This window comes from Shewanella sp. HL-SH4, assembly GCF_051164845.1.
Lineage (GTDB): Bacteria > Pseudomonadota > Gammaproteobacteria > Enterobacterales > Shewanellaceae > Shewanella > Shewanella glacialimarina.
In genome coordinates this window covers 2,378,472-2,402,241 of the sequence record NZ_CP195037.1, presented here as the reverse complement: position 1 = coordinate 2,402,241, position 23,770 = coordinate 2,378,472, and the positions used below count along the sequence as shown (strand labels likewise).

Annotated in this window: 21 protein-coding genes; 6 read left to right on the top strand and 15 right to left on the bottom strand. The window is 42.4% G+C overall.

Going from position 1 to position 23,770, the window contains the following annotated elements; translation table 11 throughout:
- Positions 1-78 precede the first annotated feature (78 nt).
- The 9 genes from ACRWQL_RS11490 to ACRWQL_RS11450 form a co-directional block, all read right to left on the bottom strand.
- On the bottom strand, positions 79-945 hold the full coding sequence (locus ACRWQL_RS11490; protein ID WP_434950076.1) for a hypothetical protein: 867 nt from the start codon (positions 943-945) through the stop codon (positions 79-81).
- A gap of 251 nt (positions 946-1,196) precedes the next feature.
- Entirely contained in the window at positions 1,197-2,210 is a 1,014-nt protein-coding gene (locus tag ACRWQL_RS11485; RefSeq protein ID WP_434950075.1) for a formate dehydrogenase subunit gamma, read from the bottom strand.
- A 47-nt stretch (positions 2,211-2,257) separates the two neighbouring features.
- Positions 2,258-2,854 carry a formate dehydrogenase FDH3 subunit beta gene (gene fdh3B / locus ACRWQL_RS11480; RefSeq protein ID WP_434950073.1) on the bottom strand — a complete coding sequence of 199 codons (597 nt, stop codon included), beginning with the start codon at positions 2,852-2,854 and terminating at the stop codon, positions 2,258-2,260.
- Positions 2,855-2,876: 22 nt separating this feature from the next.
- The gene (locus tag ACRWQL_RS11475) at positions 2,877-5,726 is read right to left on the bottom strand and encodes a formate dehydrogenase subunit alpha (RefSeq protein ID WP_434950071.1); all 2,850 of its coding nucleotides are present in this window, start codon (positions 5,724-5,726) and stop codon (positions 2,877-2,879) included.
- Positions 5,727-5,744: 18 nt separating this feature from the next.
- A complete protein-coding gene (locus ACRWQL_RS11470) occupies positions 5,745-5,939 on the bottom strand; it encodes a formate dehydrogenase (RefSeq protein WP_434950069.1) in 195 nt (64 codons plus the stop codon).
- A gap of 75 nt (positions 5,940-6,014) precedes the next feature.
- The gene (locus tag ACRWQL_RS11465) at positions 6,015-6,680 is read right to left on the bottom strand and encodes a TorD/DmsD family molecular chaperone (RefSeq protein WP_434950067.1); all 666 of its coding nucleotides are present in this window, start codon (positions 6,678-6,680) and stop codon (positions 6,015-6,017) included.
- A gap of 10 nt (positions 6,681-6,690) precedes the next feature.
- On the bottom strand, positions 6,691-8,373 hold the full coding sequence (locus tag ACRWQL_RS11460; protein ID WP_434950065.1) for a 4Fe-4S binding protein: 1,683 nt from the start codon (positions 8,371-8,373) through the stop codon (positions 6,691-6,693).
- 94 nt (positions 8,374-8,467) lie between these two features.
- Positions 8,468-9,088: a DUF3306 domain-containing protein gene (locus ACRWQL_RS11455; RefSeq protein ID WP_434950063.1), complete on the bottom strand. Its 621-nt coding sequence runs from the start codon at positions 9,086-9,088 to the stop codon at positions 8,468-8,470.
- Positions 9,085-9,552 (bottom strand): DUF3305 domain-containing protein, encoded by a 468-nt coding sequence (locus ACRWQL_RS11450; protein ID WP_434950061.1) that lies wholly within the window; start codon positions 9,550-9,552, stop codon positions 9,085-9,087. Before ACRWQL_RS11450 ends, ACRWQL_RS11455 begins: the two co-directional genes overlap by 4 nt.
- Positions 9,553-9,932: 380 nt before the next feature.
- Between ACRWQL_RS11450 and ACRWQL_RS11445 the strand changes: the two genes are divergently transcribed.
- A complete protein-coding gene (locus ACRWQL_RS11445) occupies positions 9,933-10,781 on the top strand; it encodes a formate dehydrogenase accessory sulfurtransferase FdhD (protein ID WP_434950059.1) in 849 nt (282 codons plus the stop codon).
- Between the two features lie 98 nt (positions 10,782-10,879).
- Here ACRWQL_RS11445 and rlmF read toward each other — a convergent pair whose 3' ends face one another.
- On the bottom strand, positions 10,880-11,902 hold the full coding sequence (gene rlmF / locus ACRWQL_RS11440; protein ID WP_434950057.1) for a 23S rRNA (adenine(1618)-N(6))-methyltransferase RlmF: 1,023 nt from the start codon (positions 11,900-11,902) through the stop codon (positions 10,880-10,882).
- Positions 11,902-12,300 (bottom strand): flagellar basal body-associated protein FliL, encoded by a 399-nt coding sequence (locus tag ACRWQL_RS11435; RefSeq protein WP_434950055.1) that lies wholly within the window; start codon positions 12,298-12,300, stop codon positions 11,902-11,904. Before ACRWQL_RS11435 ends, rlmF begins: the two co-directional genes overlap by 1 nt.
- Before the next feature lie 110 nt (positions 12,301-12,410).
- On the opposite strand from ACRWQL_RS11435, the gene ACRWQL_RS11430 reads away from it, so the two are divergent.
- Positions 12,411-12,986, top strand: coding sequence for a chorismate--pyruvate lyase family protein (locus ACRWQL_RS11430; protein ID WP_434950053.1), 576 nt, complete (start codon positions 12,411-12,413; stop codon positions 12,984-12,986).
- A 38-nt stretch (positions 12,987-13,024) separates the two neighbouring features.
- Here the strand turns inward: ACRWQL_RS11430 and ACRWQL_RS11425 are convergent, their stop codons facing one another.
- The 3 genes from ACRWQL_RS11425 to ACRWQL_RS11415 form a co-directional block, all read right to left on the bottom strand.
- A complete protein-coding gene (locus tag ACRWQL_RS11425) occupies positions 13,025-15,865 on the bottom strand; it encodes an immune inhibitor A domain-containing protein (RefSeq protein ID WP_434950051.1) in 2,841 nt (946 codons plus the stop codon).
- 12 nt (positions 15,866-15,877) lie between these two features.
- Positions 15,878-16,189, bottom strand: a complete 312-nt coding sequence (locus tag ACRWQL_RS11420) for a hypothetical protein (protein WP_434950049.1) — start codon at positions 16,187-16,189, stop codon at positions 15,878-15,880.
- 261 nt (positions 16,190-16,450) lie between these two features.
- Entirely contained in the window at positions 16,451-17,047 is a 597-nt protein-coding gene (locus tag ACRWQL_RS11415; protein WP_226412348.1) for a YhgN family NAAT transporter, read from the bottom strand.
- Positions 17,048-17,319: 272 nt separating this feature from the next.
- On the opposite strand from ACRWQL_RS11415, the gene ACRWQL_RS11410 reads away from it, so the two are divergent.
- The 4 genes from ACRWQL_RS11410 (at position 17,320) to ACRWQL_RS11395 (ending at position 22,709) form a co-directional block, all read left to right on the top strand.
- Positions 17,320-18,876, top strand: coding sequence for a metal transporter (locus tag ACRWQL_RS11410; protein ID WP_434950047.1), 1,557 nt, complete (start codon positions 17,320-17,322; stop codon positions 18,874-18,876).
- Positions 18,877-18,927: 51 nt separating this feature from the next.
- Positions 18,928-19,713, top strand: a complete 786-nt coding sequence (locus ACRWQL_RS11405) for an NRDE family protein (protein WP_434950045.1) — start codon at positions 18,928-18,930, stop codon at positions 19,711-19,713.
- Positions 19,714-19,902: 189 nt separating this feature from the next.
- The gene (gene hemN, locus ACRWQL_RS11400; RefSeq protein WP_434950043.1) at positions 19,903-21,243 is read left to right on the top strand and encodes an oxygen-independent coproporphyrinogen III oxidase; all 1,341 of its coding nucleotides are present in this window, start codon (positions 19,903-19,905) and stop codon (positions 21,241-21,243) included.
- A 140-nt stretch (positions 21,244-21,383) separates the two neighbouring features.
- Complete coding sequence (locus tag ACRWQL_RS11395) at positions 21,384-22,709, top strand: IS4 family transposase (protein ID WP_434950041.1); 1,326 nt, start codon at positions 21,384-21,386, stop codon at positions 22,707-22,709.
- 49 nt (positions 22,710-22,758) lie between these two features.
- Here ACRWQL_RS11395 and add read toward each other — a convergent pair whose 3' ends face one another.
- Complete coding sequence (add, locus tag ACRWQL_RS11390; protein WP_434950039.1) at positions 22,759-23,754, bottom strand: adenosine deaminase; 996 nt, start codon at positions 23,752-23,754, stop codon at positions 22,759-22,761.
- Positions 23,755-23,770 lie beyond the last annotated feature (16 nt).

Sequence of the window (23,770 nt, the reverse complement as noted above, 5' to 3'; positions counted from 1 at the left end):
TCACTGATAATAAACACATAAAAATACTCCAGAGAGTCACTTAAACCTGACTCTCTGTTTTATTATTGAGAAAGATGTCTAAAGATATTTTTGGCAGATTGATTGTACGTCTACACTAGGGTTAAATAAAAAATCCTCCCCCGTAATCGATGTCATTTGTGATTCCGTAACCAAAGGGTTAGTAATTTTAAACACCCGCCGCTTGTGCAATTGGCCCTGCATTAAAGATTGACAGTGCCATTGATAAAACAGTTGATCAAACTGACCATTTTCAATAAGTCTCAGTAAACCTACCTTAATTCTTTCTGCCAACCTGGGTGTTGCTGGTGATACATAAAAGTAAGTTGCTAGCGGAATATTTAGCAGTATGTGTTCGTCAACAATAAGCTCCGGATAAAGATTGTGAAAAATTTCTACTTCTTTATATGCCTCATTAACGCCTCGCCCAAAGGTGACAAAACGATTTTTTGACAGCATATTGAACAAACTATCATATTGAGGGCTTTCAACCACATCAAATCCCGCCTGTTTCATTGCGACTCTTGTTGACCACTGACTACCCGAGCCAGTTTGCAGCGTCATCAATTGTGCGAGTGAATCAATATTAGCCAGCAGATGCTTATTTTCATGTTTGATAATAAACACTCTTAATCCTTGAACTCCCTTACGGATAGGGATTGGAATTACAATTAACTCTGTATCCCATTTATGATTTGGTGCCTCAGCCATAACATTGATGGTTTCGCCCTCTTTTAATGACCTCAATATCCGATTGCGACTCATCACAATATTAGTCACATCAATAGAGGCATCGCCAAAATCATCTTGGGTCTCTTTAATAATTAACGCTAATAGTTCATAGGGGTATTGATAGCGATGATCGCGTGCTGAATCCGAATGATTGATGATGAATTTATCTGCAGCAACGGCCAATGGGGCAAACATAAAGCCACACAGGCTGCAAAAAAATAATAATTTCCCAATACACTGTAAATTAAAGTCCATTTAAATTCTCTCATTTTCAAAACAGGATATTTATTTTAAATAATACCGAGCTCAGATAATGGTAAATGCTAGCTCCATTACATAACAAGATTAGACTACATATACATAAAAAAACACCTTACTGGTTGCCCAGTAAGGTGTTTTTGGCAAATAACATTAACACAGCAGCATCTAAACAGTGCCTGTTAACCTTATTTTTTGTACTTCAATGACCCATTTGCTTTGATTTCGTCATACCACAAGTTGTGGTGCTGGATTGCCCAGTTTTCATCACAGTAGCCTGACACCATAGACTCCATGCCACCTTCACTAAGTACTGTCGCCATCCATATATGTACTATGGTAAAAGCGATGAGAACGGCGGCGCTGACACCATGTACTAGTAACGCAACGATAGAGGCTTCACGTGGTAAATCAAGATTAGGCAGTACTAGCATTAATCCGCTAATGCTGAGCAATAAACCAAAGATAACTAAGGTCCAAAACCACATTTTCTCACCCGCATTAGCAAATCCACTGTCTGGATGTTTGCCTTTAAACGGACCAAAATTAATGTAACCACCGACCACTAAAAACCATTTTAAATCATATAATTTAAAGGTTTGTAATGGCATCCACTTGATAACACACATCAACCAAGACACGATAAAAATCGGTCCTGACCAGTCATGGATAAATTTACTGGTGGCAATAATTCCTGCCCATAAACCTTCACCCACATATGGCGCGATAAAGTGGCGACCAAGCATAATAAAAATGCCTGTTAGCATAAGGGTTAAGCAAGTAATTGCCATAATCCAATGCCGCAAAATATCAGCTTTTGTCCATCTTTCTAGCAATTTTCCTGAAAAACCATGGGATAATTTTGATGGACCATTTACCAAGTAAAACACTAAGAACGCAGAAAATACACCTAACACAGCTAAAACAATTGCGGGTTTGAGGTAAGTATTGCGTAGCTCTTTGCCTTCATTACCAGCTTTGTTAATTAACACATTAGCTTCTAAGCCAGTATCGGTAGTGTATCCCGGTTCACCTGCTTTCACTGCACGCCAGAGATCTGCATCGCTGGTTTTTGCCGCCTGTTGCTTAGATGATTGATCATCAGCAGCATAAGCATTTGGCATAACCAAACTGATACCTATCACCAACACTAGCAACGCAAACAATATCTGCAGTGATTTGTTTAACGATGTGTTTAACATTGTCACTCCTCATTGGGCCGCAATAATGTGCAGCCCATCCAGTGGGTTTAGATCATCTCGCCTGTTTTTGGGTTGTAACCCCAAATCACATTTGGATTACCTCGCGATGCCATACGCTGACGATAAATGTCAGATACCACACCAGCATCACCCGCAAGCAGTGCTTTTGTTGAACATAGCTCAGCACACATTGGTAGCTTGCCTTCAGCAATACGGTTTGCACCGTACTTTTGACGCTCAGCATCTGAATGTGTTTCTTCTGGGCCACCCGCACAGAAAGTACATTTGTCCATTTTACCGCGGCTGCCAAATGCGCTCTTTTTAGGGAACTGCGGCGCACCAAATGGGCAAGCGTAGAAGCAATAGCCACAACCGATACAGGTATCTTTGTCGTGAAGCACAATGCCATCTTCAGTACGGTAGAAACAATCTGCCGGACAAACAGCCATACAAGGCGCATCGGTACAGTGCATACATGCCACTGAAATTGACGCTTCACCAGGTAGACCATCGTTAATTGTCACCACGCGGCGACGTTGAATACCCCACTCTAAAGCAGAGTCGTTCTCGTTTTTACATGCTGTGACGCAACCGTTACACTCGATGCAGCGCTTGGTGTCACACAAAAATTTCATGACTGCCATAATGGCTTATCTCCTCATCAAGTTAGGCTTTGCTTATCTGACATAAACTGGACTTAGTTTCTTGCATCTGAGTCACAACGTCATAGCCATAAGTTAAAATAGTGTTTGCTGATTCACCTATCACGTAAGGCACTGTGCCTTCTGGATAGTTTTTCTCTAGGCTTTCGCCTTCAAACACACCAGCAAAGTGATAAGGCATGAAACATTCGCCTTCAATCACACGAGGAGTCACCATTGCTTTAACGGTGATTTTCGCGCCTTCTGGTCCGTGAACAAACACATCATCACCATCACGAATACCGCGATCGGCTGCATCAGCAGGGCTGATTTCGATGAACATTTCTTGCTGTAATTCAGCAAGCCATGGGTTTGAACGGGTTTCTTCACCGCCACCCTCATATTCAACCAAACGACCAGAGGTCAGAGCTAATGGATAGTCTTTAGCAAAGTCTTTGTCTTGAATGGTTTTATAAAGGGTTGGCAGGCGTGCAACCATACGATCATCATAGGTGGGGTACTTAGCCACTAAATCACGACGAGGGGTATATAAGGGTTCACGATGTAACGGAATATCGTCTGGAAAATTCCACACAATACAACGAGCTTTCGCATTACCATAAGGGATACAACCATGTTTGATTGCTACACGTTGGATACCACCAGAAAGATCTGTTTTCCAGTTTTTTCCTTCAGCAAGCTTTTTCTCTTCTGCGGTTAAGTCATCCCACCAACCAAGCTGTTTAAGCATGTCGGCAGTAAACTCTGGGTAACCGTCTTCAATTTCAGCACCTTTAGAGAATGAACCTTCAGCAAGAATATTATTGCCTTCATGTTCAACACCATAACGGGCACGGAAGTTACCACCACCGTCTTTCACTTCACGTCCTGTGCGGTACAAAATTTGCGTACCTGGATGTTTCTGTTCAGGTGTTCCCCAGCAAGGCCAAGGCAGGCCGTAGGTTTCACCGCGCGCAGGACCACCAGGTGCTTCTAGTGTATCAACATCAAATGTACCCCAGTTTTTCTGGTGCATTTTCAAACGCTCTGGGCTTTGGCCAGTATAACCAATGGTCCACATACCTTTGTTAAATTCGCGAGTCACGTCTTCAATCACAGGCTCATCATTTTTCACTTCAATGTGCTTACAGAACTGCTCAGCAACGCCCCATTTTTTGGCCAATTTATACATGATCACATGATCAGGTAATGACTCAAATAATGGCTCAATCACTTTGTCTCGCCACTGTAATGAACGGTTTGAAGCAGATACTGAACCGTAGGTTTCAAACTGAGTAGACGCGGGTAATAGATATACCCCATCTTGACGTTGGTGCATGACACCGGCCATTGTTGGGAATGGATCGACAACAACCACGGTATCCATCTTGTTTAATGCTTCACGCACTTCACGGCCGCGAGTTTCTGTATTAACAGACTGTCCCCAGAAAAATGCCAGACGTATATTGTCTTTTTGGGCAATTTTGGTTTTATCTTCTAACACACCATCGTGCCAACGCGAACAAGGAATACCTGCTGATGTTTGTGGCGATTGACCTAAGTACTCACCTTGGTCAAAACGGTCTTTGATCCAAGTTGGCTCAAGATCCCATACACCTGCCCAGTGATCCCATGCGCCAGAGGTTAAGCCGTAATATCCCGGTAAGTTATCAAATAACAAACCAAAATCAGTGGCACCCTGTACATTATCGTGACCACGGAAAATGTTAGTTCCGCCGCCTTCAACACCCATATTACCTAGGGCTAATTGAAGAATACAATATGCGCGAGTGTTAGCATTACCAATATGATGCTGAGTACCACCCATACACCAAACAATAGTACCAGGCTTGGTTTCAGCCATCATTTTAGCCACCCGGTACATTTGTGATTTGGGCACACCAACAACATGCTCAACTTCTTCAGGCGGGTACTTTTTCACTTCTTCTTTGATACGTTCCATACCGTATACACGTTGAGAGATGAAGCTTTCATCTTGCCAACCGTTTTCGAAGATGTGCCATAGCAAACCATATATAAATGGAATGTCAGTACCTGGACGAATATGAACAAATTCATCAGATTTAGCCGCAGTGCGGGTAAAGCGTGGATCAACAACAATGATTTTTGCACCGCGCTCTTTACCAATTAATATGTGCTGCATCGCAACTGGATGCGCTTCACATGGGTTTGAGCCGATAAACATCATGCATTTTGAGTTACGGATATCGTTAAACGAGTTTGTTTGCGCACCGTAGCCCCAAGTGTTTGCAACACCGGCTACCGTGGTAGAGTGACAAATACGAGCAGAGTGATCGACGTTGTTAGTGCCCCACATTGCCGCGAATTTGCGGTATAAATAAGCTTGCTCGTTCGAAAATTTCGCGCTACCCATGAAGTAAATAGAATCTGGACCTGATTCAGCACGTATATCGAGTGCTTTCTGGCCAACTTCTTCAATGGCTTGCTCCCAAGATAACCGCTTCCATTTTCCACCTTCCAGCTTCATTGGATATTTAAGTCGTTTCTCACCGTGTCCGTGCTCACGTAATGCAGCACCTTTAGCACAGTGACCACCTTGATTAAATGGATGATCAAATGCGGGTTCTTGACCAGTCCACACCCCATTTTGAACTTCGGCATAGACACCACAACCCACTGAACAGTGAGAACAAATGGTACGTACGACCTCAGTTGGCGCGTTATGTGGTACATCTTTGGCTTCAGCTTTACGCATCATGCCGGCACCTAACATCGACGCTGCTGCAATTCCACCAGTCGCCAAACTGGCCGACTTGAGAAACTGACGTCTGTTAAGACCTAGGCCTGGCTTTTCAGCTTTTGCGACCGTGTCAGATTTACGGGTTAATCGCATTTCACCCTCTCCTATTAGTTATTTACTTAACGAGGCATAGTAGTTACGAATATGCTCTGTTTCTCTGTAGTTGTTACTTGATGGCTCGTCTGTTGCTTTGGGTGAGGCCGCTAATGCTGGCGTACTCACACTGGCAACCGCGCCTGCTACGCTACCTAACGCTATAGCTTTTAGCATTTGACGGCGTCCCATGTCGGAAGCTTGCTTCTTCATAGTTTCTCCTTGTTTAAATCACCCTAATTACTTAGAGCATAAATGACTTACATCATGGCGAGTGCCATCAAGTCATTAGTTTACTTGCACGACTTCATCAGTAACCGGCTCAAGCTCTTTACTACCTGGGCAGTTCACCGGTATATCTAAACTCAGTTGGTCAAATTCGTTTACTTCAGCTTCAAAAAACGCTTTGGCTAATTGCGCTACAGGTATGTAGAACTTTGCGCTAGGCGTTCTTGCTAATGCTTCACAGAAGCGATTAATCCATGAACCAATATGACGTTGATAAAATGCCAATTGGCGATAGCCTGGCGCTTCTAAAATCAATACCCCCATCACTTCGCACAATGCGGCTACATGATCTTCCGGCTCTTTGACATTTTCTTCGCGCTCAAAACCCATTTGCATCAAATCGGTACGCAATAATGCCAATGGCTTATCCATTAATGAGCCAGTCATAAACCAACTGCCATAGGGGATAATTTCACCGCTACCTACGCCCAAGAAAATACTAAAATATTCATTTTCTAGTGTTTCTACATCACTACTTTTCGCTACCGTTTTTAAGGCGATCCATGCTTGATTCATCGCATTACCTTCTTCGGCATCTACGTCTAAATCAGCTAAAAACTGTAATAACTCTGCATTAGGATGACGACGCAACAATGCGGCTAATAGCTGATAAATATCGGCTCTTAATTGATCGTTTTCGCTGATTTCTCTTTGTATTTGGGTCATAGCAGATCTCTTATCGCAATTGCTTTTCTGGATCTTGAAGAATGTCTTCAAACATGTCTTTTACGCGGCAGTCGCCACACATTTTTAAACGTTCAATATTGGCACTAAATGCACTGTGCGCACCGACCATTTCAACCATTTTGCGTACCATTGATTGAGTAGCAAAAGCGCTACCACAAGTAATACATTCAAAAGGGGCTTCTTCTTTTAATGTTGTCAGCCCTTGGCGGCTGTCTCTATCAAAGTTAACTTGTGACGCTAAACTAATCACGCTTTCAGGACAGGCACTTTCACATAGTCCGCACTGGACACAATCTTGCTCGACAAAACGTAATGCCGGTGTGTTACCGCCATCTTTTAATGCCTGTGTTGGGCAGATAGACACACACGACATACATAAAGTGCACTTATCAACATTCACCTTTACTTGACCATAAGGCACATTAGCTAAGGTTAGTTGAGTTTGAATCGCACCCGCTTGGCTGTTGAGATGATCAATGGCTTGGTACAAAATATCCCGTTTGGTATTGTGACTATCAGCATTGACCGCTAGGACCATAGGCACAATAATCGGCCAGGTCATACTCGTAGCCAACGATTGCTCAAGCTCAGTAAGGTCAGTTGCAGAAATAAGGCGTAAGCGCTGTGGTTGGCCCATCTCATCTAATATACGGTTGGCTAAACTAAGTTCGCCCTGCATCATTTGAGTTAATGTCGGCGCAGTAGCATCGGTATGTAAAATCAATACTTCACGTGCCCCATGAGCCAAAGCAGCGAGCCAGTGGTCAATACTGGCTACGGAAATTTCTTCCATTGCGATGGGCAGTACATCTCCCGATAAGGTATCGGTGATCAGGTCGCTACCCGCAATATTGTCATGGAATAAAATCACTGGCGCGACTTGAACTTCAGCCCGATAACGGCTGATTAACTTTTCAAGGTAGGTATGTAGCGATTTAGGTGTGGGTAAGTCATAGCTTATGGCCCCTGTTGGGCATAAATTTGTACAACTGCCCGCACCATGACAAAGGTAGGGGTCGATTTCGATTTTTTGTTCAATACTGCTTATAGCATCGGCAGGACAAAAGTTTAAACAGCGGTTACAACCATTAATCCCATTACGATTGTGCGCGCAAATATCGGCATTCACCTTAACGTAACGGGGCTTATCAAACTCACCAACTAAATCTGGAATTTGTTCAATGGCCTCAGCTAATTTTTGGGCGTCTGCACCGACATAGAAGTAACCTGCGGGAAGTAATTCAAGGTTAATACAAGGCGCTGAACTTAAATCTACAATAATGTCAAAATGTGCCTGACGAATCGCCACAGCACTTAACTCTGCAACACCACCGGCATCGGCTTCTACACTGACTTGAAACTGCCCTAAAAAACCTTTAATACTTTTGAGTTTATTGTAAAAGCTCTCAACACCTTCGGCGGCATTAATAACCTTTTCAAGGTAGTTTTCATCTTGACTGGTAATAGATTCATTAGCCAAAATGACTCTACTGGCCATCATGGGAAGTGTGTCTGCGGCAAGACGAGCTATATCTTCAGGGCCGATGAACAACACATGGCCTTGGGTGGAGTAACTTACCGTAGGCGGGATCAAATTCTGCAGAATTTGGGTATTCGCCATCACTTGTTGCCGAGCTTGCTTAAGCTCGAACTGGGATTGTCTCATACTCATTGCGTTCCTAATTTTTATTATTAAGTGAGCTATTTTCTCACTAGCAATATCTGGCGATATTGATTGCTAATCGTTAATTATTAGCGACCCCCAATTAGCTAACTTTTACCGCATCACCAGTAAAAGAATGGAATTGCTGTTCATCAGACTGCACTTCCATTAAAACTAATGCTTGGTTAGCATCGACATTTTCCAAATCGGCACTGCTTGTATCTTGAGTTTCTGAACTAGCCCTATCTGTTTTTTGGTCACTTGAATCATTCAGCTCATCAGACTGAGCTGTTTCAAGCAGTTCATCCTCGGGTGACTCTTCTTTTTCAATAACGTGTTTAAATATTTTCTTTGCAAGCTCTGCTGACACTTCAGCCGATAATTTGGGTTGATTGGTATAATCAAGTGCGTATTCCAGCAAACCGTCAATGTGACCATATTGTGGCTGCTTCCAAAGTGCTTTTAATGCGGCGGCTTTAGTTGCTGGATCAACATTTTTGGCCATAAAACTAGCAAAACTACCACCCACTTCAATCGAATCAGGATCGGGTAACTCTTGCACTGAAAGTGCATTAGCGTCTTCTACATTAAGATTTGAGTCTGCTTGATTTAAGTCTTCTTCTGCCTCCAACCTTGTTTCGACATTTTGAGCAATATCTGGCTGTTCAGCCTCTTTGGCAACTTGTTCGCGGCGCTGATTCCAACGGCTTAACAAATCACTCATTGCATTTTTCCTGGGCGATTTGCACTTGGGCCGTCGTTGTTGCGACGATTAACATGTTTGCGACGATGGGCACTAATTTCAACTTCACCATGGCGGGTAATAAAGGCTTCAATCCAACATGCGATGGCTTTAGGCATCAACACGTTAAATACTGGCGTATCGGACTCTAAACACGCTGCGCCGACATTTTGGTCAGCAGAAATCATTGCCGGCACCCAAGTTCCATCAGAAAGTTCATCACAAACGATGTAGATCATGGCATTGTCCATATCAAGATTTATTCGATAACTGCCACGCTGATCACGATGCAACTCAAGTAAGATTAATGTCGCGCCTTCAGGGGCGGGCTGAGTAGCAGGCACCATTTGGTCCATTTGCCAGCATGTAGTTGTCCAGCGACCGACTTGCTTAGTCACTTTTTTTAACGAGACATACATTGGCCAAACGCTTTCGGTATGTTGCATACGGTGCTTCACCTTTGTGTTGCTTAACACTTAATTAATGCCAGTAGCGCGCGATAAATACTCTATAGTTACCCTGTATACAGCAATAACAATGCCAATATGTTTTATAGGGATAAATTTGAAGTGGGTCTCAAAAGTCCACTAACAGGTAGACAAATTGTCCTAGCTGCATTTAAAAAGTAGGACATAAGTACACGCTTTGATAGCTCGATTGAGCAAAACATGCGCTGGATCACGCAACGCTAAACATCTGCATGCCGAAATGAGAAAAATTGATATTCTTAAACAATAGATTTTTATTATTGCTGCTAACAATATATTTATGGTTGCGGTATTTGATAGATGATTTAAGCCAATAACCTATAAGGTAAACCTTGCTTATGACCCAATCGACTGAGCACTTATCTGCCCGTAAATCAGCTATCAAATTTATCAAAACCCAAACTGAAGTCCCCCTCACCTTGCCCGTTGTGGCATATAACGAACGGGGTGAAGCATTAGATAAATTTGTTGCTTGTGAGCGACCGCTTACGGTCTACTTGAATTGGCAACCCATAGTGACGCTAATGACGCTAGGCGCCAAGCCTGAATCATTAACCTTGGGCTATTTAAAAAACCAAGGTTTTATTAGCAATATCAGTTTATTAGAATCTGTTATTGTCGATTGGGACGTCAGTTCTGCTGCGGTGATCACTACGGAAAACATCGATGACTTAGCGGCTAAACTATCTGAAAAAACGGTCACATCGGGCTGCGGGCAAGGCACGGTTTATGGCAGTTTTTTACAAGGTTTAGATGAAATTCATTTATCTGCACCATTACTAAAGCAGTCGATCATTTACAGCTTATTGAACAACATCAACGCCTATAACGAAACTTACAAAAATGCTGGTGCGGTACATGGCTGCGGTATTTGCCAAGATGATAAAATTCTTGCGTTTGTCGAAGATGTTGGCCGCCATAATGCCGTTGATACATTGGCTGGGGACATGTGGATGGATCAGCAAAACGGTGATGATAAAATTTTCTACACCACAGGCAGGTTAACCTCAGAGATGATCATCAAAGTGGCCAAAATGGGCATTCCCATTTTGTTATCTCGTAGCGGTGTCACACAGATGGGATTAGAGCTGGCACAGCAACTAGGAATAACCCTTATCGCCCGCGCCAAAGGCCGTCACTTTTTGGTTTACCATGGGGTAGAGAATATTGTGTTTGATATGACGTAGCCATAGCGAACAACAGTAATACATTAGCCCAACGTTGAACCGGCACAGGCGTTAGAACATATAAACCGGCTGATCAATTATGCTTTCGAATAGAACTGTTATAAACGAAACTTAGCCCATTGCTCTCTTAATGATGGGCTTAAATAACTCCACACTAGAATACGGGTTTGTTTATTACCTTGACGCATATCAATGGTATTGATTGTCTCTGCGCCGCATTCTTCAAGCAGTTTATAACATGGTTTAAGGTTATCAGACTTAGACACGAGTGAACTGAACCATAACACTTGATGTTTAAACTGGCAGCTTTCGGTAATCATGTTGCGCAAAAACTGGATCTCGCCACCTTCACACCATAACTCGGCTTTTTGGCCACCAAAATTTAATGCTAACTTGTCCGCTTGAGCATTAACAACTGAATGCTTTTTAGCGCGATTTGCGGCTAAATTCGACAGCTTGCGTTGGCTTCCAGCCATGGCATCATCTAAAGATTGATGGAATGGTGGATTACATAAAGTGATATCAATACGATCACTTGCGTTAATCACCCCTTTAAATATCGTCTTAGCATCGGTTTGTTGTACCAATTTAAGCTTTGAGGTGAACGCAGGGTTATGGCTGCAAATTGCTGCGACATTACTTAATGATTTTGCATCGATATCTGATGCGGTAAATTGCCAGCCATAACATTGAATACCAAGCAAAGGATAAATGCCATTTGCTCCAGTACCAATATCAAGAGCGTGTATTTTTGCCCCTTTTGGCACTTTGCCCTTTAGCGCCAATAAATCAGCAATATAATGCAAATAATCTACCCGCCCAGGAATAGGGGGACACAGGAAACCAGCAGGAATATCCCATTTATCTATATGATAATGTAGCTTTAGCAGTGCGGTATTTAAGGTTTTTACTGCTTCGGGATTGGCAAAATCGATTGAGATATTACCGTAGGGGTTGGGGCGGACAAACTGGGACAATTTGGGTAATACAGCAACCAAAGAGGTAAAATCATAGCCCTGATTATGCAGATTACGGGGGTGAAGAGACTTACTATCACCGGATTTGCTAGTCGAAGATTTAGCAGGGCACGTTTTGCCCTGCATAGATGATTTTACTGGCATTAATCGTACAGATATTTCGTAAACAATAAGTTAACCACCAGCGAGCGGCCGGTTTCTTGCTCTAATAGACGATTGACCATCTCATAGCATTCTCGGCGAATTTCATCACGGCCTGATAATGATTTAACTTTATCTTCGGCCTGATTACCTAATATTTCTACAATGGCAGCACGCAATAATGGATCATGGCGCTCAATACTTACCAGGTCAGCCGGATCTTTCACCATTAGCTCAACATTAATACGAACAAAACCGAGTTTCTTACGGTTAGAAATATAATTGGTGACGATTTCAGGCTCAAAGCCATAGTAAGCATATTCTTCACTGATTTCATCAGCACTTTGGACGTTAAATGCAACTAACAGCAGTAGCATGCATGCTGAAACAAATTTTTGCATAGTGTGATGCTCTCCTTGAGTGATTAATAAGCAGATAGCCGCTTTTGTGTATTTCATCTTGTTGAGCATGGTAAACTGCTCGGGTCTAGGTATATTGTAACGAGTTTTTGATGAATGTGACCAGTAATAGCTTTCCTTATGGTGAATCAATTTTATGGTATTCACCTGAAAAAGCCGCCTCACTTCCCCACACACCGCTTAAAAACTGGTTATTAGCCACAGGCAGTTTAACCGAAAAATTAAAAAAACATTGTAACAACTTCTCCGTTACGGTTTTAGGTGAACATTTATTGTCTCCTTTACCAAATGAGCTTCCAAGCCAGTCAGAACCCGTTTGGGTGCGTGAAGTATTACTCAGTCTAGACGATATTCCTTGGGTTTTCGCCCGCACCTTAATTCCACAAGCATTATTAGATAATACCTTGTACGACTTTATTCACCTGGGCAACAGACCATTAGGCGAACTGTTATTTACCCATAACGAGATCATACCGGGAAAAATTGAAGTTGCAGCGTTTGAAACCTGTGGCCGTTTAGCGCAACTTGCCACCAGCTTATCTCAACCTGTTGACGACACGCTTTGGGGCCGTCGTCGATACTTCCATATTGGCACATCTGAGCTTATTGTAAGTGAAATATTTTTACCTGCTGCAGCGGAAAACATAAAAAAATACCGCCTAGATTAGGCGGTATTTTTTGTCATGTGATTAGGGTTAAACTCAGATTAAATTCTGCGGCGCACTCCACATAGAGCTAACGCCAATAAACTTAGCCACCCTAAGCTACCACCGCCACCAGAATCGGCCGGAGGAGTAACCACTGGCGGGGTGATCACCACTGGTGACGAGACTGTTATCGCCTTAGTCACCGTTTGAGTATTGCCAAGTGTATCTGTCGCCACTAACGTAATCGTGTAGGTTCCTGCTTGAGCATAGGTATGGGTTGGGCTAGTTGCAGTGCTGTTATTACCATCACCAAATTGCCACACATAAGTCAAACCACCAAAACCATTACTCGAATTATTGGTTATGCTAAGCACCAAGTTTGTCGCTGAAGCACTGAAAGCTGCTGTAGGTAAAATCACGACCCTAACGGTTTTAGCAACCTCAAGCTTATTCCCTTCACCATCTGTAACCGTTAACTTCACAACATAATCACCCGATAAGGCATAAGTATAGCTAGGTGCAACGACACTGCTGGAACCAAGATTATCACCAAAGGTCCAAGTGTATTGGTAATTACCATCACCTCCATTTATGTCGGCATTAAAACTTACAGTAGCACCATTTAAGCTAGTAACAATATCACCGCTCAATGGGCTGGGAGGTAATACAATCGTGCTTGAACGCTTAAATTCTACCGTAGCTGAAGTGCTATTGGCTGATTGCGCCGTCACTTCCATTGTTAAGCCAAGTTCGGTTAACTGGATCCCCGCCTGAGGCTTAAGGGGGGCACTGTAATCGTTACTGTCATCAAACATGCTATTGGCAGATAAATGATTGTCACCTGGATAGCTTGACTGAACAAATTGGCTAAACGCGGCATCACGGATTTGTGTATCTGTCGCACTCTGCCCAATCAAGTTTTGATCGGCATCGATTACACCAATTAATCCTTCACCTGGATGATTTGAAACATTGTTATCAGCCTGATTAAAGTTTTCTAACCACACTAATACTCCCGGAATATAGCCATGGCTGACTAAACCTTTATCAATGCCTTGATGACTTCTTAGTTGAACGATATAGCGGCTTGCCTTGCCTGGACGTGTATCATCTACTCGACTAAAGCCATTCAATATCATTTTAGAAGCTGTTTCAGCATCATCGTTATATATCACGCTGATATTGTTAGTAAGCTCGAGTTCATCAACAACAAAACCATAATCACCTTCTGCGGTATCGGTTACATAATGCATCGAAATAGTCACATTTTTTCCGGCAAAATCTGCCAGATCATAGCTCAACTTTATCCATGAGTTTGCACCAGTAGCTGCGCCTATATCACTCGACTTACCACTAATATAATGCTTAACCGAGCCGTAAAGTGGGTTACTGGCTTTAGTGTAATTACCCGCAATAGCAACACCGTTCACTTTAAGCTGCATATAATCATAATCGTCTTCTATACTCCAATGCGCTTGGAAAGCTAACGATAAAGGTGTTGCACTAGGCAGGGTGAGATTAAATGACATTTGTTGATTAATATCATCACCTTGGCCAGAGTAATATTGGTACTCTCCCGCATAAGGCGCGGTAAACTCCACGGGGCTAATAGGTAAAGGTATTGAAATTTGGTTTACATTATTGGCATCTACCGCATGGGCTAAATTAACACTTAAGCCTGATTCATCGATACTTGATAAAGCCACTTCCTGCTCTTTAACCCATTTACCCTTATATTTTTGTTGTAAATATGAGCGAGCATAAGGGCTAAAACCTGTCGGTTCACTCCCTGCAATATTGCCGGTCCAGCTACCACCAGACATTAAAGACCAAGACCCCACAGGTGAACCATCGCCTATATTACTGGTATCATATTCATCTGGTAGCCCTAAGTCGTGGCCAAACTCGTGCGTACATACGCCCGTAGCAGCATCAATAGGTTGTACCGTATAACCGTAAATCTTCATGTCCCGGCCAGGGATTTTGTATCCCTCGGTATCGGTGTTAACAAAGAAACGATGCGACCAAATAGCGTCGGTACCTAGCACACCACCACCCGCTTCCTCACCCACGCTAGAGTGAAATAGCATGATGTGATCGATTATTCCATCAGCCTCATCGATATTACCGTCACCGTCTAAATCATATGGATCTTCAATGTCATAAGTCGCTAACTCTGCATCCGACATACCGGCAATCGCTTTAACGACCGCTTCTTTTACCAGTTCAGGCACGGCGCTATCATTATCATCGTTATCAGCATCATTACCGCCATAGTAAGCGGCATTGTTGTCTGCGGTAACCCAATTAATCACATTGCCACTGAAGGTAAATGACTGGCCTGATGCCGCTTTAAAATATTGATATGCTGATTGTAACGTTGCCGGATTAGCATCTGGGCCAGTAAAGCCTGAAGTTGAAAAAAGGAGGTTTTGATAATGTGATACTGGATAGCTGCTATAGAACATATCTGTATCAGCACTCGCTAGACGATTATCATTATGGCGAAGGTCTGGGAAGTCCACCAGCACGCCTAATACCTTAACAGTTTTAGTGATATCTTCATCCGCCAACATAACAGCTGACTGCATCTCCATTCTAGCCTGCTTAACTTTGCTTGCTTTTATTGAAGCTTCAGTCTTAAGCTCAAATTTAGACGGCGTAAATGAAGACTTTAATCCACGGGCAATAAATGCCTCAACAGCTGAGTTTTTAGCCTCTTCAGTGGCATCGTCTGCGACTTCGCCGCGTTTGATTAACCAGTAAAGTACTTGTTCTTTATTAATCACGCCGCCATCTGCCGGAGAGCCTTTTATTGGCGCAGCAATAGAGCCTGAAGCACCTACCGTCAGCAATAGGCCTAACGCTGCGGCTAACGGTAATTTTGTAGTATTGTTCATCGATATCTTTCCTTAGTTATCGCTAGGCTTATGTGTCAGCGGCTTGGGGCATTTAGCAAACGGCTTTTGGCGTTTGCTGATGTAATCTGCAACCACTTGGTCAATTTCTTGTTGGTTCATGGACGTGGTTATCAAACCTTGTTTACGTAAATTATCGGCAATTTTTGATTTATCTCGAATAGGTGGCATAGCACCACATCCCACACTTGTTGGTTGGCTTACTTCTGCTGAGGTAATATTCTCTGCTTGTTGATTTGCTTCATTAGCTTGGCAACCAAACATCAATGCGATGCTTAGCAATAATGCAATTTTAGTGAATTCCATTCGGTTTACCCCTAGAGTATTCACGTAAGATTAACAGTTGTTACCGCTAGCGTACAAACAAAAAGCCCCTCATTTTTACGAATTAATGTTCAAATAAGTTTGAGCGTGTAAAACATCACCGATTTTGCTGTAACCTTTGGTATACCGCATTGTTAACGATTTAAATATTGGCAGAAAGAACAAAAACGGCAGCCAATTTCCGCTGCCGTAGAAACTCTAAAACGAAAAAGATTAAATAAGAAAGTGACTAAAAACGATAGGTTATTGCGCCAGTGTGTTCATGTAGCTTGAAATACCATCTAAGAACATTTGCACTGAAATCATCACCAGCACCATCCCCATTAAACGCTCTACAGCCGTTAAGCCTTTTTCGCCCAACACACGGGTGAACACTTTATAAAACATCAGAATAAATGCGCTTAATCCCCAAGCTGAAACAAGGGCGATAGTCCAATCAGTCATTCTACTACTATCTGTATGAGCCAATAATATCAATGCTGCCAAAATAGACGGTCCGGCCATAAGCGGAATAGCCATAGGCACAATAAAGGGTTCTTCCCCTGCAGCTAAGCCGACAACACCGCCAGGCTGAGGAAAAATCATTTTTATCGCAATCAGAAATAAAATTATCCCACCCGCAATGCTGACCGACTCTGAACGCAGATTTAAGAAGTTAAGAATGGCTTCACCGGCATACAAAAACAGCAACATGATCACTAACGCAATAAGCAATTCACGAATTAATACCCGGCGACGTTTCTTGGGATCAATATGGCGTAAAATCGATGCAAAAATAGGCAGGTTACCTAAAGGATCCATAATTAAAAACAACATCACCGCAGCAGAAAAAATATCCATAAGTCACAATCTATTTAGTTAGCCAATACAATAGCTCATATTGTATACCTAATCCGTCACTTATGGATGCGAGAAAATGCGCTATTATTTTTTAGCCAATGAATTAGTTTTTCTCACCTGAAGCAGCACAAATTTATTGATTCACTAACCCTACAGCCTAACTCCTTTATCTCAGGCCATTGTAATTTACACATCTATGCCTGCACGCTAGCTACATAAGAGTACAAAAATGCTATACTGCTGCGTTTTTTGTCAATTTATGCTTGGAACCCATGCTCTATTTAGCCGCTAGTTGTATCGCTTTATTATTTGGCCCTTTATTTTACCGCTACTTTTCTTCTGGCAGCGGATTACAAAAAGGTCTAGATGGTTTTATATTCGTCTCTTTAGGCGGGCTGGTGCTCATCCATATTTTGCCAGAGCTGTTGGAGCACGGTGGATTTATTACCTTGCTTTTCGTGGTATTAGGCTTGTGGGGGCCCACCGCAAGTGAACGTATTTTCCATCGCTATTCAGAGATCACCCACAACATAACGCTAACTCTGGGTATTGCGGGTTTGCTGCTGCATACCATCACCGACGGTGGCGCTATGGTGTTGTCGCAACAGCAAGGTAATTCTCCGCTGCTGGCTTTAGGGGTGATATTACATCGACTACCGGTAGGATTAGCGATTTGGTGGTTACTCAAACCACAGGTTGGCACTCGCTGGGCAAGTGTCGTTTTGATTGCCATGATGGCATTAACCGCGGTAGGTTATTTTGCTGGCGAACAACTACTTCATCAACTAAGTATTGAAAATACCGTTTATTTACAAGCTTTTGTGACAGGTTCAATTTTGCATGTGGTGCTGCATCAGCCCCATGGTGAACACTCCACAGATAAACAAGGCAAATACCAATACCAGGCGGGCATCGGCAGTTTGCTCGGTTTAGGCTTATTAGCGCTTTTGCTGTTACTGGATACTGGCAGCCAGGCACATTCAGACCATAACCACGCTCACGGTGTAGAGCAGTTTGTTAGCTGGCTATTAACGATTTCACCTGTATTACTATTAAGTTATTTATTTGCAGCGCTAAGATTCAAATTAGGACTACAACCTCAACATAAAAATCTCGCGTTACGATGGTTACAACGACTAGCTGGTCCTGAGTCCTTAATTATTACTCTGGCGTTATTAGGCCCCTGGTTTGCGCTATATCAAATTATCGGTTTAGCCGTTATTGGTGGTTTACTGACGTTAAGTAAAATCCCATTAACCGATCCACATTTACAATTACCCAACTCTGCATTGCGATTTGGCTTCGCTCATTTAGTCGACCGCAGTGCACCCTGGATCATATTAAGCTTAATATTAGCCAATTTAATTGGTCACCCATCGGTCCCCCTAGAAAACCCTGCATTGCAGGTGTTTATTCTGCTACTCGTCTTTATTCCGATGCGTTTTTGTAATCTAGGAGCGGCTATTTTAGCATTAGCGTTATTTTATAGCGGATGGAATCAGGTCGCGGTAGCATTTAGCTTACTTGCGGCACCGGTTATCAATATAGCACAGCTGAAATTAATGACCTGGAAACAAGGGTTAATGCTGGGCGGAGTGTTACTGAGCGCCTTTATTGTGGCGGACCAAATCGCGTTAACCTCTAGTTATGTGCTGCAACTGCCTGAATCAATCAATATATTAAGCTTAGTGGTAATCAGTTTACTATTTGGCGCAAGCTTACTGCGTTTAGGTCCAAGAAAATTTTTAAGCCGCATGATCGCAAATCTTAAACCCGATCATCAGCATAGCCATAAACACAGCGGTGGACATTCTCATCACCATCACTAATGATTAGAGTCGGCTAACGGCTAGCAACAGCAAAAATGACAGGAGAAATTTATGTGTATTTTATTTTTCGCTATCGAAAGCCATCCTCAATATCCTTTAATCATTTGTGCTAATAGAGATGAGTTTCATCATCGCGCAACTCAACCGGCACATTTTTGGCCTCCAGATCAAAACATACTGGCGGGTAAAGATTTACAAGCCGGTGGAACCTGGCTTGGTGTAAATCAAGCTGGGCAATTTGCTGGCCTGACAAATTTACGCACTCAAGACCTTCGGGATGGAGTGCGCTCAAGGGGCGAACTGGTTATCAACGCACTAACATCTTCTCACTCACAGTCTCCCCACTGGCCTATAACCTCACAATGGTTGCAAGCACATAGCCAAAATTACAATCCATTCAACCTAGTTTTTGAACATGAAAATACCCTTTATTGCTTCAATAGTCGTAGCGCTGCTACCACAAAGTTAACTCAAGGCTTTCATGCTGTTTGTAATGGTGATATGGATGATGTGTGGCCCAAAATGGCGTTAGGTCAACAAGCTTTGCAGTCGTATATTGCGCAAACCGATAACATTAGTATTAATGAATTACAGCGCTTTATGCAAGATACCACACAACCTGCTGACAACTTACTCCCTAACACAGGCCTAGACTTAGAGTGGGAGCGCCATTTATCTTCTATCTTTATTCAACACCCACAATATGGTACCCGTTCAACCACTATTATCCTCAAAGATAAACACGGCCATATCGATTTTTATGAAACACGATTTGACGGCAAAGGGCGAAATTTAGGTCAACAACACTTTAAAATAGCATCAAGCAATACTCGTTAAATGAAATGAATTACCAGTATTTACCGCTGTAAAAAATACGTTATTGCAGCGCCTATCACACTCAAACATCAAATTTACAACCTAGATCAAAGTTATTGCCCGGGTAAACCTGCATAATTCGCCTATTGCTAATTTACTATCGGAGTACACGTCTTGGAGCAGCCCACACAAACTGGTTGGGATCAGTCAATGATCGAGAAATATAACTACAGCGGTCCACGTTATACGTCTTACCCGACAGCATTAGAATTTGATGACAGCTTTACTGAACAAAATTTACTGTCGGCGATTAAGGGCAGTAAAAGCGATAAGCTATCTTTATATGTTCATATTCCATTCTGTGCCAAGCTTTGTTATTACTGCGGTTGTAATAAAGTCATTACTCGTCATTCGCACAAAGCCGATCAATATATTGAATATTTAGCAGCTGAAATTATTAAACGCGCACCGTTATTTAAACATTACACTGTCACCCAAATGCATTGGGGCGGTGGTACACCAACCTTCTTGAAACCAGAACAAATATTGCATTTAACCACATTAATTAAACAACACTTTACCTTTGCTGAGGTTGGTGAGTATTCAATTGAAGTTGATCCGCGTGAAATTGAACTCAGCATGCTGGATACCTTAAAAGAAGCTGGTTTTAACCGGGTTTCGATTGGTGTACAGGATTTCAATAAAGACGTTCAAGTTGCGGTGAATCGTGAACAGGACGAGCAATTTATTTTCGACTTTATTGCCAGAGCAAAAGAGTTAGGTTTTGTTTCTACAAACGTGGATTTAATTTACGGCTTACCATTACAAACGCCTGAAACATTTGCACAAACCATTGCACGCATAATTGAGCTATCACCAGACCGTTTATCAGTATTTAATTATGCGCATTTACCGTCGCGCTTTGCCGCGCAGCGTAAAATTAAAGATGTTGATATGCCGTCTCCACAGCAAAAATTGAACATGCTGCAACAAACCATTGAATCATTAACTGGCGCAGGTTATCAATTTATCGGAATGGATCATTTTGCTAAACCCGATGATGAATTAGCTAAACTGCAAAATGCCGGTAAATTACACCGCAACTTCCAGGGTTATACCACTCAGGAAGAGTGTGACTTACTTGGCTTAGGTGTATCTTCAATCAGCCAAATTGGTGATTGTTATGCCCAAAATCAAAAAGATATCCGCCCTTACTACGAAGCGATTGATCAACAAGGTCATGCTTTATGGAAAGGCTGTAGCTTAAATCGTGATGATGAAATTCGTCGTGCGGTGATCAAGCAAATCATCTGTCACTTTGACCTAGATATGGCAAAAATTGAGCAAAAATTTGATATCGTGTTTGAAGATTATTTCGCTGAAGATTTAAAGTTGCTACAGACATTTTTAGACGACAAGCTAGTCGATATTACAGATCGCCGTTTAACCGTCAGTCCAACAGGTCATTTGCTTATTCGTAACATCTGTATGTGCTTCGACGTTTATTATCGCCAAAAAGCACGTCAACAACAGTTCTCTCGGGTGATTTAATTCTTTACGCTTAAAAATGTGCAAGAGTCACAACAAAAAAGCCAGCATCTGCTTAACACCGATCAGTTAAGAAACTGATCGGTTGACAGCAAAAATGATCCTACGAAAATGGCTCCTTCTTTTGAACGGAGTCATTTTTTATGTTGTCTAACTGGCTTATTGATACTGAATTACTTGTCGCCCCCGAAGAACTATCTATCTTTCAAAAAGAATTGCCGTTGGAATGGATTGAACAAGCTTTGGAGCTAACCAACAAAGCAAGTATTAGGCGCAGAAAACTTCCAGCAGAATTAGTCGTTTGGCTCATCGTTGGAATTGGCCTCTACCGAAATCGTTCCATCGCTGAAGTCGTCTCCAAGCTCGACTTAACGTTAGTTGATAAGTTGGGAGAAACCGTTGCACCAAGTGCTATCCCGCAAGCCAGACAGCGACTAACAGCCGCTCCCCTTAAAGCCCTTTTTGATATCACTTCTAAACACTGGTGTCATAGGGAAGACAGCCAAGATACATGGCATGGTCTTCAGTTATTTTCTGTTGATGGAACGACATTTCGATGTGCAGAAAATACCGAGAATTCAGAGCATTTTGGCTATATCAGTAATCAGCATAGGAAGCAGTCCGTATACCCAGTAGCCCGCTTATGCGCACTCATGTCATTACGAAGTCGTATGATAAGAAATGTAAAATTTGGTCCGTGTAGTAAAGGGGAAATTAGTTATGCTCGAGAGCTAATTGGATCAGTTCCAGCTAATTCTCTCACTATTTTTGATAGTTGTTACTTTAGTGCAGATCTTATGACAAGTTGGTGGGGAGCCAACCAGAATAGTCATTGGCTTACACCACTCAAAAGTAATACACGCTTTGAAGTCATCGAGCAATACGCTGACAACGATTATCTAGTTGAGATGCCAGTATCACCACAAGCGAGAAAAAAGAACCCAGAGCTACCTGAAAAGTGGCATGCAAGACTAGTGACCTATCAAGAAAAATCCCAGGGCAATCATATTACAGGTGTGCTGAGTTCATTAACCAATAGAAGCCAATACTCCTCTCAAGATATATTAGATGTCTATTTCGAACGCTGGGAGATAGAAAATGGCTATGGAGAAATCAAGCAATATCAACTTGATGAGAGTATTTTATTAAGAAGTCAGACAGTTGAAGGTATTTATCAGGAGATTTGGGGATTACTGATAGCGTACAACTTGATCCGAGTTGAAATAAGCCAAATCGCTAAAGAGGCAGAAGTGTCACCATTACGGATTAGCTTTGTAATGGCGATGCGCTATATACAGGATGAGTTGATGTGGTGCGCAATTGCTTCGCCAGGAACAATCCCTAAAAAGCTCAAAGCAATGAGGGAAAACGTTAAGCAATTTATCTTGCCCAAAAAACGAAAACGGCCCAAAAGTAGGACCGTTCGAATTAACAAAACCCGCTATCCAGTTAAGAGAAGAAACCCTTAACTGAATGGTGTTAAGCATCTGCTGGCTTTTTTAATCAACATCAAAAGCATTAGGCTTTTGATGCATATAATGCTTTGCGTTCACTATCTGACATAAACGCCATTTCAACGCCATTGCGTTGAACTTGCGATAATTGCTCGTCCGTCAAACCCATTTCAGATTTAGCAACACGATATTCATGATTGATATCAATGTTACTTACCCCTGGATCATCCGTATTCAAACCAATTAACACACCAGAATTGAAGAACTGCATAAAGGGATGAGAATCATAATCAGCAATAGTCGAAGTATGCAGGTTACTGGTTGGGCATGACTCAATACCGATACGATGCTTAGCCAGATACTCCATCAATTTAGGATCACGAATCGCATTAACACCATGGCCAATACGAGTCGCACCTAACACTTCAATAGCTTGCCACATACTTTCAGGACCTGCCGCTTCACCAGCATGAGCAGTGATCTGTAAATCAGCATCACGAACACGCTTGAAGTGTTCTGTGAATAAATCCCCCGGAAATCCTAGCTCATCGCCGGCTAAATCAATCGCGACGATTTTATCTTTATGGGCCAGTAAACCTTCTAGCTCCAAACGGCATTTTTCTTGGCCGAATGAGCGCGACATAATGCCAATCAAGTTGATTTTGACGTCGTGCTCTTTAGTGCCCGCAGCAACGCCATCAATCACAGCTTCAACTACGGCCTCGATAGGTAGATTGTGGTTCATCGCCATGTAATACGGACTAAAACGTAGTTCGGCATAATCTAAGCCGGATACTTTAGCATCTACTACGTTTTCGTAGGCGACACGCTTTACCGCATCTAAATCAGCTAGCACAGCAACCATCCAATCGAGCTTCTTTAAAAAGGCGACTAGGCTATTCTCTTTACCTTGAATTTGCACAAATGGCGCTAAGGTTTCTAATGAATCAGCAGGCAGAACTATGCCATGTTTGTGGCCGAGCTCCCATATGGTTTGAACACGAACATTTCCATCCAAATGGCGATGCAAATCAACCAGCGGAATCGATTTATCTATCATTCGTAACCCCTATTAA

What these genes read in the sequence shown, in the direction of transcription:
- ACRWQL_RS11435 (WP_434950055.1), bottom strand. Translation starts at nt 12,300, where the DNA reads ATGCAAAAATTTGTTTCAGCATGCATGCTACTGCTGTTAGTTGCATTT.
- fdh3B (WP_434950073.1), bottom strand. Translation starts at nt 2,854, where the DNA reads ATGGCAGTCATGAAATTTTTGTGTGACACCAAGCGCTGCATCGAGTGT.
- add (WP_434950039.1), bottom strand. Translation starts at nt 23,754, where the DNA reads ATGATAGATAAATCGATTCCGCTGGTTGATTTGCATCGCCATTTGGAT.
- ACRWQL_RS11405 (WP_434950045.1), top strand. Translation starts at nt 18,928, where the DNA reads ATGTGTATTTTATTTTTCGCTATCGAAAGCCATCCTCAATATCCTTTA.
- ACRWQL_RS11425 (WP_434950051.1), bottom strand. Translation starts at nt 15,865, where the DNA reads ATGAACAATACTACAAAATTACCGTTAGCCGCAGCGTTAGGCCTATTG.
- ACRWQL_RS11415 (WP_226412348.1), bottom strand. Translation starts at nt 17,047, where the DNA reads ATGGATATTTTTTCTGCTGCGGTGATGTTGTTTTTAATTATGGATCCT.
- ACRWQL_RS11490 (WP_434950076.1), bottom strand. Translation starts at nt 945, where the DNA reads ATGTTTGCCCCATTGGCCGTTGCTGCAGATAAATTCATCATCAATCAT.
- ACRWQL_RS11445 (WP_434950059.1), top strand. Translation starts at nt 9,933, where the DNA reads ATGACCCAATCGACTGAGCACTTATCTGCCCGTAAATCAGCTATCAAA.
- ACRWQL_RS11395 (WP_434950041.1), top strand. Translation starts at nt 21,384, where the DNA reads ATGTTGTCTAACTGGCTTATTGATACTGAATTACTTGTCGCCCCCGAA.
- ACRWQL_RS11485 (WP_434950075.1), bottom strand. Translation starts at nt 2,210, where the DNA reads ATGTTAAACACATCGTTAAACAAATCACTGCAGATATTGTTTGCGTTG.
- ACRWQL_RS11430 (WP_434950053.1), top strand. Translation starts at nt 12,411, where the DNA reads ATGAATGTGACCAGTAATAGCTTTCCTTATGGTGAATCAATTTTATGG.
- hemN (WP_434950043.1), top strand. Translation starts at nt 19,903, where the DNA reads ATGATCGAGAAATATAACTACAGCGGTCCACGTTATACGTCTTACCCG.
- ACRWQL_RS11475 (WP_434950071.1), bottom strand. Translation starts at nt 5,726, where the DNA reads ATGCGATTAACCCGTAAATCTGACACGGTCGCAAAAGCTGAAAAGCCA.
- ACRWQL_RS11470 (WP_434950069.1), bottom strand. Translation starts at nt 5,939, where the DNA reads ATGAAGAAGCAAGCTTCCGACATGGGACGCCGTCAAATGCTAAAAGCT.
- ACRWQL_RS11455 (WP_434950063.1), bottom strand. Translation starts at nt 9,088, where the DNA reads ATGAGTGATTTGTTAAGCCGTTGGAATCAGCGCCGCGAACAAGTTGCC.
- ACRWQL_RS11420 (WP_434950049.1), bottom strand. Translation starts at nt 16,189, where the DNA reads ATGGAATTCACTAAAATTGCATTATTGCTAAGCATCGCATTGATGTTT.
- ACRWQL_RS11410 (WP_434950047.1), top strand. Translation starts at nt 17,320, where the DNA reads ATGCTCTATTTAGCCGCTAGTTGTATCGCTTTATTATTTGGCCCTTTA.
- rlmF (WP_434950057.1), bottom strand. Translation starts at nt 11,902, where the DNA reads ATGCCAGTAAAATCATCTATGCAGGGCAAAACGTGCCCTGCTAAATCT.
- ACRWQL_RS11450 (WP_434950061.1), bottom strand. Translation starts at nt 9,552, where the DNA reads ATGCAACATACCGAAAGCGTTTGGCCAATGTATGTCTCGTTAAAAAAA.
- ACRWQL_RS11465 (WP_434950067.1), bottom strand. Translation starts at nt 6,680, where the DNA reads ATGACCCAAATACAAAGAGAAATCAGCGAAAACGATCAATTAAGAGCC.
- ACRWQL_RS11460 (WP_434950065.1), bottom strand. Translation starts at nt 8,373, where the DNA reads ATGAGTATGAGACAATCCCAGTTCGAGCTTAAGCAAGCTCGGCAACAA.